The organism is Geobacillus sp. BMUD (assembly GCF_013096845.1).
GTDB lineage: Bacteria > Bacillota > Bacilli > Bacillales > Anoxybacillaceae > Geobacillus > Geobacillus vulcani.
Window position 1 is genome coordinate 24,625 of sequence record NZ_SDLA01000005.1, and the last position, 14,708, is coordinate 39,332.

Here is a 14,708-nt window from a genome sequence, read left to right on the forward strand (position 1 = left end):
GCTGCGCAACCGGGAATTCTCCCGGTTTTCTTTTGGCCGCAGATAGTCCTCCGGCTGATGGTGCACACTTGTTCCCGTTGGGGTCCCCTTGCGCAACAAGAAGTCGAGAAAAGCGGTTTGAAGCGGTTATCGGTCTGGACGTGGCCAGTTTCCCTCGCGTAAAAAGAAGCAGGGAAAAGCCCCATCGACCTAGAGAAAGATGTTCGTCAAAAAGTATAGTCTGTGAGGGATGAACATTGGAAGTGACAACCTATACCTTTTATTCGCTTGTTTCTGAACGAAGTGGAATTCGGCTGATCGATGCGGATTGGAGCGATCGGTACGGATGGTTGGCCGTGCAAAAAAATCGCAACCGGATGGAGTGTGTGGCGAATGGAGTCGTGTTCCGTCCAGCTGTTGCTGTTCGGTTTCCGATCATTCGTTGGGTCGACAGCGAGCGCGTTTTGTTGGCGGATGCGAGAAGTGACGGAAGCGGCCATAATGTGTTTTTGATCGATCTACATGGAACTGTACGACATTCTTTTTGCGGCGGTGACGGCATTGAAGACATAGCCGTTGGCAGAGAAGGGATTTGGATCAGCTACTTTGATGAAGGGGTGTTTGGCAAAGGGATTTCGACGGAAGGATTGGTTTTATTTCGATTCGATGGATCGCCAATATGGAAATATCATTCTCATCTAACAGATTGTCCGATGATCGTTGACTGCTATGCGATAAACAAAGGGAAGGCCTCGACTTTATGGCTTTTTCCTTACAGCGACTTTTCGCTCATTCAAGTCGACCCGTTTACAAAAACATGGAAAAGATATGAAGTGCCGACAGTGTTGCACGGATCGACCGCTCTATGCGTCAGGGGAAACTATGCGTATTTTGGCAACAGCTATGATGCAAAGGAAGAATTGTACAGCTGGAACATCGGAAACGGAGAGCCGGAGAAAATCGGGCGTATTCAAGGGACTGTTAGAGGGCTGGGGCCAAAGGAAACGAGCCACTTTATCAGCGTCAATGGCGATTCAGCGAGTGTCCATACGATTGTGAATCCATCGGAGTATGGAGCGCGCCATTTTACATTCTAAAGGGCTGTGAAAAACGGTTGTTTCTCTTGGTCGATGGGGGAACGTATAAAAGGCGATACCCGTGCGGCAGAGCGTTTCCATTTGAGAAAAGCAGTCTGCTTCCTTCAATCACCAACCTTCCAGGCGAAATGAATGCCCTCATTGGCTGATAGTGATGTTGGAAAAGGTTCATGGTCAGCTAGGGAAACATCCCCAGCTGGCGCGGGATGCCCCCGAAAAGTGAAGTGGTTGAAAAAATAGTTAAAAAAGTATAATATTTTTATGAAAAAATTCCCGGACAGCGCGATCTGCCCTCCACCCGGGGATAAAAATCAACGGTATAAGGGATTTTCAAAGATGATAACCGTTCAAATCACTGAAATGATATATATCAGAATACACTGAAATGATATATATCAGAATACACTGAAATGATATATATCAGAATACTCAATTTATTTTCTTGAAAATGGAAATGAGGGAGATTATGAAGGCACGGGATGTGGTATTGACGGGATTGATGCTCTTTTCGCTCTTTTTCGGGGCCGGAAACTTAATTTTTCCCCATACTCGCTTCTGTTTGGCAGCGGCGGAAAGGTGCTGCTCGGGGTGATTGTAGCGCTGGCTTGCCTGACGACCGCGATTGGCTTGGTGGCCGCTTGTGCGCAATATTTTCACGAGCTGACTCCGGCTGTGTCGTATCGGGCTTATGTCACCGCGCTGACCCTCTTTAGCTTTGTCATGTCCAATCTCGGGTTAAACGCGCTGATCGCTGTTTCCGTTCCGGTGTTGACGATGTTGTATCCGTTGGCGATTGTGCTCGTCGTCTTGTCGTTTTTCCACCGCTTTTTCCGCGGCTCGGCGAAAGTGTACGGCATGGCGTTGCTGTTTACCGGCGTGTTCAGTCTGTACGACGGGTTTAAGGCAATGGGGGTGGAAACGGCATGGCTTGAGCCGCTTCTGTCTTGGGCGCCGCTGTTTTCCGTTGGGCTTGGTTGGGTGGTGCCCGCGCTGATCGGTGCTGTGCTTGGTTTTCTCATCGATTGGCCGACCGTTGTGAACCGAAAACACGCCGCATAACCGGGGTTGCATTGCACCTCGGTTTTTTGTTTGGAACATGTTGGCGGTCGGACGGAAATCGTGAAAATCGGCAGGCGATTCGCTATAATGAGTACAAGCGACTACGGCCGCAAACGATCAATAAAGGTGTGGAAAACGATGAACATCGCGATCGCAGGAACAGGGTATGTGGGGCTCGTGACCGCCGCTTGTTTGGCGGATAAAGGGCATAGCGTCACATGTGTGGACGTGAATGCGGAAAAAATCCGCTTGTTAAACGAAGGCGCCATCCCGATTTACGAGCCGGGACTGGAGCCGCTCATTGAGCGGAACCGCGCCCGCCTTCGCTTTACAACCGATGACAAGGAAGCGTATCGAGAGGCGGAAGTGATCATGATCGCCGTCGGCACGCCCCCATTGCCGGACGGATCGGTGCGGCTCGACGACGTCTGGGAGGTGTTGCGCCGCATTGCGTTGACGGCGGAGCGCGACTGCTTGGTCGCCATCAAATCAACCGTGCCGGTCGGCACCGGAGATGAAGCCGTCCGCTTTTTGGCCGAGCATGCGCGCCATCGCGTGCGGTTTGACGTCGTTTCCAACCCGGAGTTTCTCTCACAAGGAACGGCGGTGCGCGATACGCTACAGGCGCCGCGCATCGTATTGGGAGTGGATTCGGACCGCGCTGAACGGGTGATGAAGGAGCTGTACGCCCCGTTTGCGCTTCCGTATGTGGTCACCGACCGGAAAAGCGCGGAGATGATCAAATACGCCGCCAATGTGTTTTTAGCGTTGAAAATTTCCTATATCAACGAAATCGCCAACGTCTGTGAACGGATCGGCGCCGACATTGAGGCGGTGGCGGAAGGAATCGGCATGGACCCGCGCATCGGCCGCCGCTTTTTGCGCGCTGGCGTTGGCTATGGCGGCTCTTGCCTGCCGAAAGATGCGAACGCCTTGTATGCCCTGGCCGCTTCCTATGGCTATTCGCTCAAAACGGTTTGGGCGGCGATCGATGTCAACGAAAAGCAAAAGTGGAAGCTGATCGATAAGGCGCGTTCGTATATCGGCGACTTTCGCAATCAAACGGTGGCGGTGCTCGGCGCGGCGTTCAAGCCCGGCACCGATGATGTGCGCGAGTCTCCCGCCTTGGCGAACATCGAATGGCTCATTGCCGAAGGGGCAAACGTGCGCGTCTGGGATCCGGCTGCCCTAGGGCATGTCGCCCGCCGGTTCGGCGATGCGGTCGTCTGTTGCCAGACGATCGAGGAAGCCATCCGCAATGCGGACGTTTGCTTGATTTTCACCGAATGGCCGGCCGTCTTGCAGTTTGACCTTGGCCGCTACAAAGCGCTCATGAACACGCCGCTGGTGGTGGACGGACGCAATTGCTATGACGTCAAACAAGCATCGGCCGCCGGCTTGATCTACGAGTCGATCGGGCGGCCGCCGGCGGGTGAAGGGCGACAACCGGTGAAGGAAACAATGGAATATTGTGAATGATGTTTGAGAAAGCAGCCACTCATGAAACAAACGGGGGGTTGCTTGTCTTTTAAACGAATTGAAGTGAAAATTCGGAAATTTTATTTTATAATATTCATTATAGGCAAAGAGGAAAAGAGGGGGAACGTGATGACAAGGGAAGAGATCAAACGACTCGTCGATGAAGTGAAAGCGGACGTCATCGCCTGGCGCCGCCATCTGCACGCCCATCCTGAATTGTCGTTCCAAGAGGAGAAAACGGCGCAGTTTGTTTTCGAGACGCTGCAATCGTTCGGCCACCTTGAGCTTTCGCGGCCGACGAAAACGAGCGTGATGGCGCGGCTTGTCGGCAAGCAGCCGGGGCGGGTCGTCGCCATTCGCGCCGATATGGACGCGCTGCCGATTCAAGAGGAAAACACGTTTGAATTTGCGTCAAAACATCCCGGCGTCATGCATGCGTGCGGCCATGACGGCCATACGGCGATGCTGCTTGGAACGGCGAAAATTTTTTCCCAGCTGCGCGATGCCATCCGCGGCGAGATTCGCTTTTTGTTCCAACATGCGGAAGAACTGTTCCCGGGCGGGGCGGAAGAGATGGTGCAAGCGGGCGTCATGGACGGGGTCGATGTCGTCATCGGCACACACCTTTGGTCGCCGCTGGAGCGCGGAAAAGTCGGCATTGTGTACGGGCCGATGATGGCCGCACCGGACCGCTTTTTCATTCGCATTATCGGCAAAGGCGGTCACGGCGCTATGCCGCATCAAACGATTGATGCCATCGCCATCGGGGCGCAAGTCGTGACGAACTTGCAGCACATCGTCTCGCGCTACGTCGATCCGCTCGAGCCGCTCGTCGTATCCGTGACGCAATTTGTCGCCGGCACGGCGCACAACGTTCTGCCCGGAGAGGTCGAAATCCAAGGGACGGTGCGCACATTTGATGAAACGTTGCGGCGCACGGTGCCGCAATGGATGGAGCGCATTGTCAAAGGCATTACCGAAGCGCACGGCGCCTCGTACGAGTTCCAATTTGACTACGGTTATCGCCCGGTGATCAACCATGACGAAGTGACCCGCGTCATTGAGGAAACAGCGCGCGAACTGTTGGGCGACGAAGCCGTCGCCCGATTGAAACCGAACATGGGCGGCGAAGATTTCTCCGCCTTCTTGCAAAAAGCGCCGGGCAGCTTCTTTTACGTCGGCGCCCGAAACGAAGAAAAAGGCATCGTGTACCCGCATCATCACCCGCGCTTTACGATCGACGAAGACGCGCTCGAGATCGGCGTGCAGCTGTTTGTCGGCGCAACGTTAAAATTGTTGGCGGAAGCGGAATAACCGGTTCCGCCTTTCGCTCATTAGGGAGTGAGGCCGATGTTTTGGTGAATCCGTATAAGACTGGTGAAAAACGCCGATCGTTCCTAGCTGGCGCTCAATCACGTCAAATGAGAAGCGAACGACACCAAGTTGCTTCATTTGAAAACCTTAGCGGTGAAGCGAGCTGCTCTTTTCATCGCCGTCCTTCCTAGGATTCAACTTTGCTATCTGAAGGAGATTAGATGAAAGGGCTAGGCGATTTTGACGATTTTTGTGATCGATGCTGAGTCAGAGCTTTGGGTGTAAAGGTGATGAACAAAGTCGCCATCCAGCGTGGCAAAGTAGTCATAATGGTGGTAGGTTGCGATGGCATAGTGCAAAGCATCATATGCTTCGAGTTGCAAAAGTCGCATTTGAGCCAAGGCTAAATCTTGAATGTTAGCATCTGTGCAGAGAAATTCAACTTGGAAACTTTCTCTTAAATGAGATAAAAATTCGTTATACCGATTGATTGCGTTGTTGTAAAAAATCTGAAGCTTGTCTCTTTGGGAGGGATAGCTCGTTTTAACCGACTTGATCACTGTGAAACGTTAATCGAGAAATTTTTTTTATAGAAGTTGCCGATTTGTTTTTTCAAAACGCTGTGGAGGAATGATATGCTTTCGTGCAATTCTCTAGGGAGATGGTTGTGATGAGATGCCGAAGGCCGATGGGATTGACTGCGGTGATAAGTTTCTAGCGGCAACAATACCTCTTGAATGAATAAGTTATGCAACACCTCTCCAAATACATGGGTGCTTATCCCTAATTTATGAATCCCTTCATGATCCCACTTTTGGAGAATCTCACATACCTTATCTCCCCTTGGGTCATCAGAGTCCATATAGGACAAAATAAAACAAGCATCAATGTAGATAGACGCTTGTCCAAAATTTTCATTTAAAACTTCTTGATAGGTCATGACAAACGACATGCGAAACTACCTTCCTTGTTTGTATATGTCCACCAATTTTTTCCCAAATGGAGCAGGTTTGGCCAGCTTTTTTCGTAACTCAGCAAAAGAAAGGTTCTTGTCCGGCTGATTGTTCATATGTTGAGAACAAGACAATGACACGTTTATTTTCTCTAAAGCAGGGGGCACGCGAATTACCTCACTTCGCCTTCTTTCTAAAAATTATAGTACTGGCTCGAAAGAATGTACAGATTTTTCTTTTACTACTATACCCGCGTTGAGTCCAACATAAACGGGGGAAATTTTCTCTTGAGGAAGGACTTCACTGGATGGAGGGAATTTTTTAAACGGAGAAGGTCCCTTCTTTAGGTTCAAACCTAGGAGGCTGGTGATTTAATCGTGGATACGGCTTTACAATGTTATTTCTCAATTAGAAAAACCTTGTTACATCGGTCCTGCTTTTCGCTCATTCTCCCATTGATGAAAGGAATCAGCGGTTTTTCACCAGCCTTCTAGATGATTTTCCAATCACCACCGTTTTCCCCCGCCTTGAAAAAAGAAAATGGAAAAATATCGCCATCCTTGTTATGATGGTAAAGGATTTCGCGGGCAAGGCGCCTGCTTTCGTTGGTTCGCTTTGTCGGCAACAAGGTGGTTGGCAGGTGAAAACGATGAGAGAACTTCTCTCCCGCTGGCTCCCCGTCATGCTTTGGTGTCTCGTCATTTACACGTTTAGCGAGTCTTCGTGGTTCACCGGAGCGAATACCGCTCACGTCTTGCAAGTGATTCTCTCGTATTGGCCGTTTGGCGGCGGGGAGGAGGAAGGCCCTTCGTTCTTGAACTTCCTCATTCGCAAAGCGGCGCATTTGACCGAATTCGGCATTTTGGCTGTGTTGGTCTGGCGGGCGCTGTTCCCGAGGAAGGTGGCGTATATCGGCGCTTGGCTGTTTGCGACCGCTTATGCCGCGACCGATGAATGGCATCAATCGTTTGAGCCGGGGCGGACGGCGACGCCGAAAGATGTGGCGATCGACTCGTGCGGGGCGCTGATCGCTTTAGTCATCGTGTTTTTTTGCTGCCGTCGGCGGAAAGCGAGGCATCGTTCGCTTCAGCGCGGCGTATGATATGGCTGTAGACTCTCCCAACGTATAGGCCGGGGCGAAAAAGGAAAGAATGGCAAATAACTAGTTTCAAAGAAAAGGGAGAGATGACCGTGGTCGCGTTTATCGCCGGAATGTTTGTCGGTTCGTCTGTGATGCTTGTCATCATGAGTATGATGGCGGCGGCCAAACAGGCGGATGAAGCGAGCGAGCGGTGGAAAAAAGAATAGCGAACAACACTCCTTGCGGCGGGCAAGGAGTTTTTTTATGATGGAAAAACGCCCTGAATTTGTCAATATCTATTTTTGGCTTGGAGCGAGCATGGTATAATACAAATGCACGGTTTACGCAGGGTGGGCAGTGGCGACTCCCTTGATGAAAGGGGGGCTGCTGGATTGATGACTGTTGCGGAGGCGTTGTCCTTAATGATTTCTTTTGCGTCGCTTGTCGTGGCAGTCATTGCAGTGTCAAAAGAGAAGTAACCCACCCTGCTCGGCCTAGGTGAGGGTGGGTTGCTCCTGCTCGCTTCCGGGCCACTGCACTTCTTGCAGCAGCCGTGCGTGTTGATCAGGACATTGGCGGCTGCCAATGTCCTGCTTTTATCGTATGGTTTTTTCACTCTTATTATAACCGTAGGCGGGGAAAATCACAATATGACTGACCTCCATGTTTAAAAGGAGCCTCGGGGTGAGAAGGGATAGGAAAATGCTTGATGGCTTCGCCAAAATCATGTATACTATCTGTAACCGGTTACATCAACGAAAGAGAAGGAATTGACAATGGCAACGATTCGTGATGTCGCAAAGCGTGCAGGTGTCTCCGTCGCCACCGTGTCGCGGGTGTTGAATCAAAACGGGTACGTGAATGAAGAAACGGAGAAGCGCGTCAGACAGGCGATGAAGGAGCTGAATTACAAGCCGAGTGAAGTGGCGAGGGCGCTGTTTAAAAAAACATCCAAAACGGTTGGATTGATTGTCCCCGATATTACCAACCCATTCTTTCCGGAACTCGTGCGCGCGGTGGAAGATGTAATGAACATTTATGACTATACGGTTATTCTATGCAATTCCGATGAAAAAGCCGAAAAAGAACGAGAATACATCGAAGTGTTAAAACAAAAATATGTGGACGGTGTCATTTTGACAACGAACCAATTGACGCCGGATGAAGTGGATGAATGGGATGTTCCGATTGTTGTGCTGGACCGTCCGTTCCATGAGCGGTATCCGTCTGTGGTCGCTGATAACTATGGGGGTGCGCGGTTGGCGACTAGACATTTGTATGAAATGGGATGTCGGCGCATCGCTCATATTCAAGGTCCGATGCATGTGGTCAACGCGGTTGAGCGCTTTCGTGGTTACCAGGATGAAATGATGGAACTGGGGATTTGGGAGCAGCGGTTAGTGATTCAGGGGAACTACCAGCTCAAGCAGGCCAAAGAAGCGGTGATGGCGGCTTTGACCGATCATGAGATCGATGGCATTTTTGCCGGCAATGACGCGATGGCGGTCGGTGCGTTGAAAGCGGTTCAGCAGTGCGGATTGAGAGTCCCTGATGATATTGCGATTATCGGTTACGACGGCATCCCGTTGACGGAAATGACCACCCCTGAGCTGTCGACGGTGTCTCAGCCCATTTATGAAATGGGGGCCATCGCGGCCAGAATTTTAATCAAACAAATCGAAGGAAAGCCACTGGAAAAAATTCATTATCAGCTTCCGGTTCAATTAATGGTGCGGCAATCGACGTCAAGGAGGGAACAAACGTGAACAAGCCTGTCATTACCGTGATCGGTAGTATCAACATGGACTTAGTCACCGTGGCGGCACGCTTTCCAAACCAAGGGGAGACCATCTTGGGCGAGCGGTTTCTCACCACTCCCGGCGGCAAGGGAGCGAACCAGGCGGTGGCGGCCGCCCGTCTTGGCGCCGACGTGCGAATGATTGGTGCGGTTGGTGAGGACGCATTCGGCAGGGAGCTCCTTCGCTCCCTGCAAAGCGAAGGGATTTCTGTCGACGGTGTGAAACCGGTTACACATCAACATACCGGCATTGCGTCGATTACCATTTCCGAACAAGACAACCGCATTATCGTTGTGCCCGGAGCGAATCACGCCTTAACTCCAGAGGATCTCGACAAGTACGAATCGATCATCGCGCAAAGCGATGCTTGCCTGTTGCAGCTGGAAATCCCGATTCCGGTCGTCGAGCGGGCTGTTTCGCTCGCCCATCGCCGTGGTGTGCGGGTCATTGTCAACCCCGCTCCGGCGCAGCCGCTGCCGCCGTCCGTGCTTGAGCAGGCGGATTTCCTAACGCCAAACGAACATGAGCGCACATGGTTGTTTGCCGGCATGGACGAGCGCACGTTGGTCAATAAGCTCATCGTCACTGAAGGGGCGAAAGGAGTGCGCATTTGGCAAGACGGGCAGGAACAGCTCATCCCGGGTTTCCGCGTGTCGGTTGTCGATACGACTGGGGCGGGCGACACGTTTAACGGCGCGCTCGCCGTTGCGCTGGCGGAAGGAAAGCCGCTCGCTGAAGCATGCCGGTTTGCCAATGCGGCCGCAGCGCTATCGGTCACCAAGCTCGGTGCGCAGGCCGGGATGCCGACACGGGAGGATGTCGAATCATTTTTGGCCAAACAGGAAGGGAGTCAGTCATGAAAAAACAAGGGATTTTAAATAAAGAGTTGAGCACATTGCTTGCCTCGCTAGGACACACCGATACGATCGTGATTGCTGATTGCGGGCTGCCGATTCCAAACGAAGAGGCGCGCATTGACTTAGCTGTTGTCAAAGGGGTCCCACCTTTTTTGTCCGTCTTGGATGCGGTCATCGATGAGTTGGTCGTGGAAAGAATCGTATTAGCGGAGGAAATCAAAACCCAAAATCCAGACATGTACGAAAGCATTAAAGCCAGAATGAGAGATGTGCCGATTCAATTTGTCCCTCATGAAGAATTCAAGGTCATGACGAAGGAAGCGAAGGCAGTCATTCGTACAGGGGAAGCCACTCCTTATGCCAATATCATTCTTCGTTCTGGTGTGAACTTTTCATAGGAAAATGTCTGAAAGAAAAGGAGGGCAGAAACCATGAGGCCCTTAATTGACATGCGATCGATCCAAAAGTCGTTTGGCACCAATATCGTTTTGAATGGCGTTGATTTTGAAGTGCTCCCTGGAGAAGTGCATGCGTTGATGGGGGAGAATGGCGCGGGGAAATCGACGCTGATTAAAGTGCTGACCGGCATTTATGATCGGGATGGGGGAACGATTGTTGTCAACGGGCGGGAAGTGCATTACCGCCATCCGAAAGAGGCGGAACGCGACGGTATTGTCGTGATTCATCAAGAGTTGAACATCATTCCAACGTTGACGGTGGCGGAAAATATTTTCCTTGGGCGCGAGCCGAAAATCGGGCGAACGGGTGTCATTCGTTATAAAGAAATGGAACAACAGGCCGCTGCCTATTTACGGAGATTAGGAATGGACCTGAACCCGAGAGAGCTCGCCGGCCGGTTATCTGTCGGGAAACAGCAGATGATCGAGATTGCTAGGGCGATTTCGACGAACGCCAAGTGCCTCATTATGGATGAACCGACAGCGGCGCTCACGGAACGGGAAATTCAGGCCTTGTTTTCCGTCATTCAAACCTTGAAGGAGCAAGGGATCGCGATTGTGTACATTTCTCATCGGATGGAAGAAATTTTTACGATTTGCGATCGGATTTCCGTTTTGCGTGATGGCCAGTTCATCGGCACAAAACGAGTCAAGAAAACGAACGTTGATGAAATTGTGCAAATGATGGTCGGCCGGCAAATCGGGGAGCGCTTTCCAAAGCGGCGTGTCACCATCGGAGAAGAGCGATTGCGTGTGGAACGACTCACGAAAATCGGAGTGTTTGAAAACGTATCGTTTTCCGTGCGGGCTGGTGAAGTGCTTGGTGTTGCAGGATTGATGGGATCAGGGCGAACAGAGATCATGGAAGCTATTTTCGGCGCCAGACCATTCGATGAAGGAGACATTTATATCGACGGACACCCTGTGCGCATCCGCTCTCCGCGTCAAGCTGTAGAACATGGCATCGCCATGATTACCGAAGACCGAAAGCAAAAAGGGCTCGTTCTCGAGATGAGTGTTCATGAGAATTTGACGTTGCCGAAATTGGAACAATTGGCGACAGCAGGATTCATCCAGTCATCGAAAGAGCGGGACGTGGTGTTGTCATTCATCCATCTGCTGAATATTAAAACTTCTTCGCCTGATTTAGCGGTAAAAGCATTGAGCGGTGGAAATCAACAAAAAGTTGTCTTCGGAAAGTGGCTGGCGATGAACCCCCGCATCCTCATTTTGGATGAACCTACTCGCGGCGTGGATGTGGGGGCAAAGAAAGAGATTTACGAAATCATCAATGAACTGGCTGCTCAAGGTGTCGCGATCGTGATGGTCTCTTCCGAATTGCCAGAAGTATTAGGCATGAGTGACCGTGTTATGGTGATTCATGAAGGAAAAGTTCAGGCGGTCTTGGAGAACGATGGGCTGGATCAAGAAACGATCATGCGGGCGGCGACAGGGGGGAATCGATGATGGAAGCAAAGCGGAAATGGGATGTGAAAAAACTAGGGCCTTTGATCGGATTGGTTCTGCTATGCATGGTGCTTTCCGTATTGAGTGATGACTTTTTGACGATGGACAACTGGCTCAATCTGTTGCGGCAAGTATCGATTAACGCGCTCATTGCCTTTGGCATGACGTTTGTCATTTTAACGGGAGGCATCGATTTATCGGTCGGTTCTGTGTTAGCGCTATCAAGCGCCATAACAGCGGGAATGATGGCGCAAGGGATCAATGGATTTGTCGCCATATTCGTCGGCTTGTTAGCTGGCACGGCCATGGGCGTCTTGAATGGAGTGCTGATCACCAAAGGTAAGGTCGCTCCGTTTATCGCTACGTTGGCGACCATGACGGCGTTTCGCGGCTTGACTCTCGTTTACACGGACGGACGTCCCATTACAGGGTTTGCGTCTGATGACATCCTGTTTCAGATGATGGGCCGCGGTTATTTCTTCGGCATCCCCGTGCCGATCATCTTGATGCTCGTCGTCTATCTCGTTTTGTATATCGCATTGAAAAAGACAACGTTTGGCCGCCATACGTACGCGATTGGCGGGAACGAAGAAGCGAGCCGTCTATCAGGACTTCGCGTGGACCGGCTGAAAATGTATGTGTATGCGCTAACAGGGGCGTTATCTGCTTTGGCGGGGCTCATTTTAACTTCTCGTTTGAATTCAGCGCAGCCGACGGCAGGAACAGCGTACGAGTTGGATGCCATTGCCGCGGTTGTCTTAGGCGGTACCAGCTTATCGGGAGGAAAAGGATGGATTTTTGGTACATTGGTGGGAGCACTCATGATCGGTGTGTTAAACAATGGGTTAAACTTGCTCAATGTATCTTCCTTTTATCAACAGGTCATTAAAGGAGCGGTCATTCTTCTTGCGGTCTTGCTCGATCGCCGCAAAGAAGCATGATAGATTTGATCAAAAAACAAGGGGGAATCAAAATGAGAAAAGCAGTGGGGTTATTGGCAGCATTGTTGCTTGCGGGAGGCGTGTTGGGTGGATGTTCGCTCGAACAGAACAACGCATCGAGCGGCCAAGGGAAAACGAAACAGGACGGAGAAGTCAAAATCGGTTTGTCCATTTCCACCTTGAACAACCCGTTCTTTGTCACATTAAAAGAAGGGGCTGAAAAAGCCGCCAAGGACAAAGGGGCAGAACTGATTGTGGTTGATGCCCAAAATGATTCGGCGAAACAAATCAACGATATTGAAGACTTGATCCAGCAGAAGGTCGATGTGCTTTTGGTCAATCCGACGGACTCTAGCGCCGTGGTTTCTGCGATTGAATCGGCGAACAGCGCCAACATTCCAGTGATTACCGTTGACCGCAGCGCGGATGGCGGGAAAGTGGTCACCCATATCGCCTCCGACAATGTGGCTGGAGGGAAAATGGCAGCCCAATTTCTTGTCGATCACTTGAAAAACGGTGGAAACATTGTGGAATTAGAAGGAATTCCTGGTTCTTCGGCGGCTCGTGAACGTGGAGAAGGATTTCACCAAGTCATTGACAAAGCGGCCAATATGAAGGTCGTCGCCAAACAGGCGGCAGATTTTGACCGGGCGAAAGGACTGTCGGTCATGGAAAACATTTTGCAAAGCCATAAAGACATTCAAGCGGTCTTTGCCCATAATGACGAGATGGCCTTAGGGGCATTGGAGGCGTTGCAAGCCCATGGAATGAACAACGTGATGGTGGTTGGATTCGACGCCACGGATGATGCGGTCAAAGCGGTGAAAGAAGGCAAAATGGCAGCCACGGTCGCGCAAAAACCGGCATTAATTGGCGAAAAAGCTGTGGAAGCCGCCATTCGCGTTCACAAAGGGGAGAAAGTGGAACCATTTATCCCTGTTCCGCTTGAATTGGTTCAAAAAGAATCATAACGGTTGGAAGTGTCAGGAGGGTGTCTCCGAAACAGCGAGACACCCTTTTTCACGCCTCCTCTGATATGTCAAGGCCATTCACTATTCTCTAATCTTGACGTTGTTTTATTAGAAAGGTAGTGATGCAATGGACCATCACGTTCAGGCGGTCTTCTTCATTAGAGAAGCCTTATGACAGCTATGTTTTTTGTTCAAGAACAAACAATGAAAGGGATTGGTCGTTTTTCACTGTTCTTCTAGAAGGCTGGTGAAAAACCGCTGATTCCCTTCATCAATGGGAGAACGCGTGACAAGCAGGACCGATGCAACAAGGTTTTTCTAGTTGAGAAATGAAATTGCAAAGCCGTATCCAGGATTAAATCACCAGTTTCGCTCGACTTGTCGGAAATTACAAGAAATAAGATGATGGCGTTGCAAGGTTTTTCAATTTGATAAACAATGTTGGACAGCAGTATTTCCCCTTAAATCACTGGCCTCCTAGAGGGTAGCATCCTTTGATGCGATCTCTCTGTTTTGAACATTGAGTACGCCCTGCCATTTTTGAAGACAGATGGTTTTTGGGTGAACAAGCCTCATTGATGTTTGATTACCGCCAAAGCAAACGAAACCAGTGCCTCTGAATGGTTTTATTCCATTTTCCGTAATACCGCCCGTACAGGACTCCCATCGCCATTTACTAAGGGAAGAGGAAGGGCTGCTAGCTCATAGTCCCCAGGAGGAACATGGTCTAATACGAGCCCCTCCAAAATATGAATTCCACAGCGGTGCAATTCGTGATGGGCAGGCAATCGTTTGCTTGTCAACGGGTCAACGGAAGGCAAATCCACCCCGATCAAACGAATTCCGTATTTTCTTAAGTATGGCGCCAATGGCGGATCAATATAGGGGATGGTTTCCGGAAATGTATTCCGATTTGTCCATGCCCCCGTGTAGATTAATAAGCGTGTCACTCCGTTTAAGTCAATCTGTTGTAATTCGTCGATTCCAATTTTTTTTGGATTTGAAAGATGGATAACCCGGGCCGGTCCGATATAGATATTTACATCAAGATCGATGACTTTTTTTCCTTTGTTATCAAAGTGAAAGGGAGCATCAATGTGTGTGCCTGTATGTGTGCTCATGGTGATTTGGCCGACATTTACTGACCCACTGTCCTCTTTGTGCCAGCGAATGCGATAGGAAAAAGGAGTATCGCCCGGCCATACCGGAGTATGTTCATCAAGTCGTTGGGAGATGTCGATCCATGCACTCAT

The 14,708-nt window shown here is 50.5% G+C and carries 17 protein-coding genes; 14 read left to right on the forward strand and 3 right to left on the reverse strand.

Annotation, left to right across the window (positions count from 1 at the left end):
• Positions 1-242 precede the first annotated feature (242 nt).
• From ETC05_RS07790 to ETC05_RS07810, 5 genes are all read left to right on the forward strand, one after another.
• Entirely contained in the window at positions 243-1,076 is an 834-nt protein-coding gene (locus ETC05_RS07790; protein WP_162176087.1) for a TetR family transcriptional regulator, read from the forward strand.
• Between the two features lie 499 nt (positions 1,077-1,575).
• A complete protein-coding gene (locus ETC05_RS18195) occupies positions 1,576-1,668 on the forward strand; it encodes a branched-chain amino acid transport system II carrier protein (protein ID WP_368668032.1) in 93 nt (30 codons plus the stop codon).
• On the forward strand, positions 1,632-2,135 hold the full coding sequence (locus tag ETC05_RS07800) for a branched-chain amino acid transport system II carrier protein (RefSeq protein ID WP_483299796.1): 504 nt from the start codon (positions 1,632-1,634) through the stop codon (positions 2,133-2,135). The genes ETC05_RS18195 and ETC05_RS07800 overlap by 37 nt, the downstream gene beginning before the upstream one ends.
• A gap of 138 nt (positions 2,136-2,273) precedes the next feature.
• Positions 2,274-3,614 carry a UDP-glucose dehydrogenase family protein gene (locus ETC05_RS07805; protein ID WP_171660751.1) on the forward strand — a complete coding sequence of 447 codons (1,341 nt, stop codon included), beginning with the start codon at positions 2,274-2,276 and terminating at the stop codon, positions 3,612-3,614.
• A 129-nt stretch (positions 3,615-3,743) separates the two neighbouring features.
• On the forward strand, positions 3,744-4,928 hold the full coding sequence (locus ETC05_RS07810) for a M20 family metallopeptidase (RefSeq protein WP_171660752.1): 1,185 nt from the start codon (positions 3,744-3,746) through the stop codon (positions 4,926-4,928).
• Between the two features lie 230 nt (positions 4,929-5,158).
• Here ETC05_RS07810 and ETC05_RS07815 read toward each other — a convergent pair whose 3' ends face one another.
• Positions 5,159-5,488 carry a PIN domain-containing protein gene (locus tag ETC05_RS07815; protein WP_368668031.1) on the reverse strand — a complete coding sequence of 110 codons (330 nt, stop codon included), beginning with the start codon at positions 5,486-5,488 and terminating at the stop codon, positions 5,159-5,161.
• The gene (locus ETC05_RS07820) at positions 5,485-5,880 is read right to left on the reverse strand and encodes a hypothetical protein (RefSeq protein WP_171660753.1); all 396 of its coding nucleotides are present in this window, start codon (positions 5,878-5,880) and stop codon (positions 5,485-5,487) included. Before ETC05_RS07820 ends, ETC05_RS07815 begins: the two co-directional genes overlap by 4 nt.
• A 650-nt stretch (positions 5,881-6,530) precedes the next feature.
• Between ETC05_RS07820 and ETC05_RS07825 the strand changes: the two genes are divergently transcribed.
• The 9 genes from ETC05_RS07825 to rbsB all read left to right on the forward strand — a co-directional run bounded on the left by ETC05_RS07825 (position 6,531) and on the right by rbsB (position 13,455).
• Entirely contained in the window at positions 6,531-6,983 is a 453-nt protein-coding gene (locus ETC05_RS07825; RefSeq protein ID WP_171660829.1) for a VanZ family protein, read from the forward strand.
• Between the two features lie 89 nt (positions 6,984-7,072).
• Positions 7,073-7,189: a DUF3789 domain-containing protein gene (locus ETC05_RS17815; RefSeq protein WP_237746876.1), complete on the forward strand. Its 117-nt coding sequence runs from the start codon at positions 7,073-7,075 to the stop codon at positions 7,187-7,189.
• A gap of 195 nt (positions 7,190-7,384) precedes the next feature.
• On the forward strand, positions 7,385-7,441 hold the full coding sequence (locus tag ETC05_RS17820) for a hypothetical protein (RefSeq protein ID WP_233134483.1): 57 nt from the start codon (positions 7,385-7,387) through the stop codon (positions 7,439-7,441).
• A gap of 297 nt (positions 7,442-7,738) precedes the next feature.
• A complete protein-coding gene (locus ETC05_RS07830; protein WP_031406788.1) occupies positions 7,739-8,728 on the forward strand; it encodes a LacI family DNA-binding transcriptional regulator in 990 nt (329 codons plus the stop codon).
• Positions 8,725-9,621 (forward strand): ribokinase, encoded by an 897-nt coding sequence (rbsK, locus tag ETC05_RS07835; RefSeq protein WP_171660754.1) that lies wholly within the window; start codon positions 8,725-8,727, stop codon positions 9,619-9,621. The genes ETC05_RS07830 and rbsK overlap by 4 nt, the downstream gene beginning before the upstream one ends.
• Positions 9,618-10,016, forward strand: coding sequence for a D-ribose pyranase (gene rbsD, locus ETC05_RS07840; RefSeq protein WP_150826044.1), 399 nt, complete (start codon positions 9,618-9,620; stop codon positions 10,014-10,016). The genes rbsK and rbsD overlap by 4 nt, the downstream gene beginning before the upstream one ends.
• Positions 10,017-10,049: 33 nt before the next feature.
• Positions 10,050-11,543 (forward strand): sugar ABC transporter ATP-binding protein, encoded by a 1,494-nt coding sequence (locus ETC05_RS07845; protein WP_171660755.1) that lies wholly within the window; start codon positions 10,050-10,052, stop codon positions 11,541-11,543.
• Positions 11,540-12,484, forward strand: coding sequence for a ribose ABC transporter permease (gene rbsC, locus ETC05_RS07850; protein WP_171660756.1), 945 nt, complete (start codon positions 11,540-11,542; stop codon positions 12,482-12,484). The genes ETC05_RS07845 and rbsC overlap by 4 nt, the downstream gene beginning before the upstream one ends.
• Positions 12,485-12,516: 32 nt before the next feature.
• Entirely contained in the window at positions 12,517-13,455 is a 939-nt protein-coding gene (gene rbsB, locus ETC05_RS07855) for a ribose ABC transporter substrate-binding protein RbsB (protein ID WP_171660757.1), read from the forward strand.
• Between the two features lie 626 nt (positions 13,456-14,081).
• Here rbsB and kynB read toward each other — a convergent pair.
• Positions 14,082-14,708: an arylformamidase gene (kynB, locus tag ETC05_RS07860; protein ID WP_171660758.1), complete on the reverse strand. Its 627-nt coding sequence runs from the start codon at positions 14,706-14,708 to the stop codon at positions 14,082-14,084.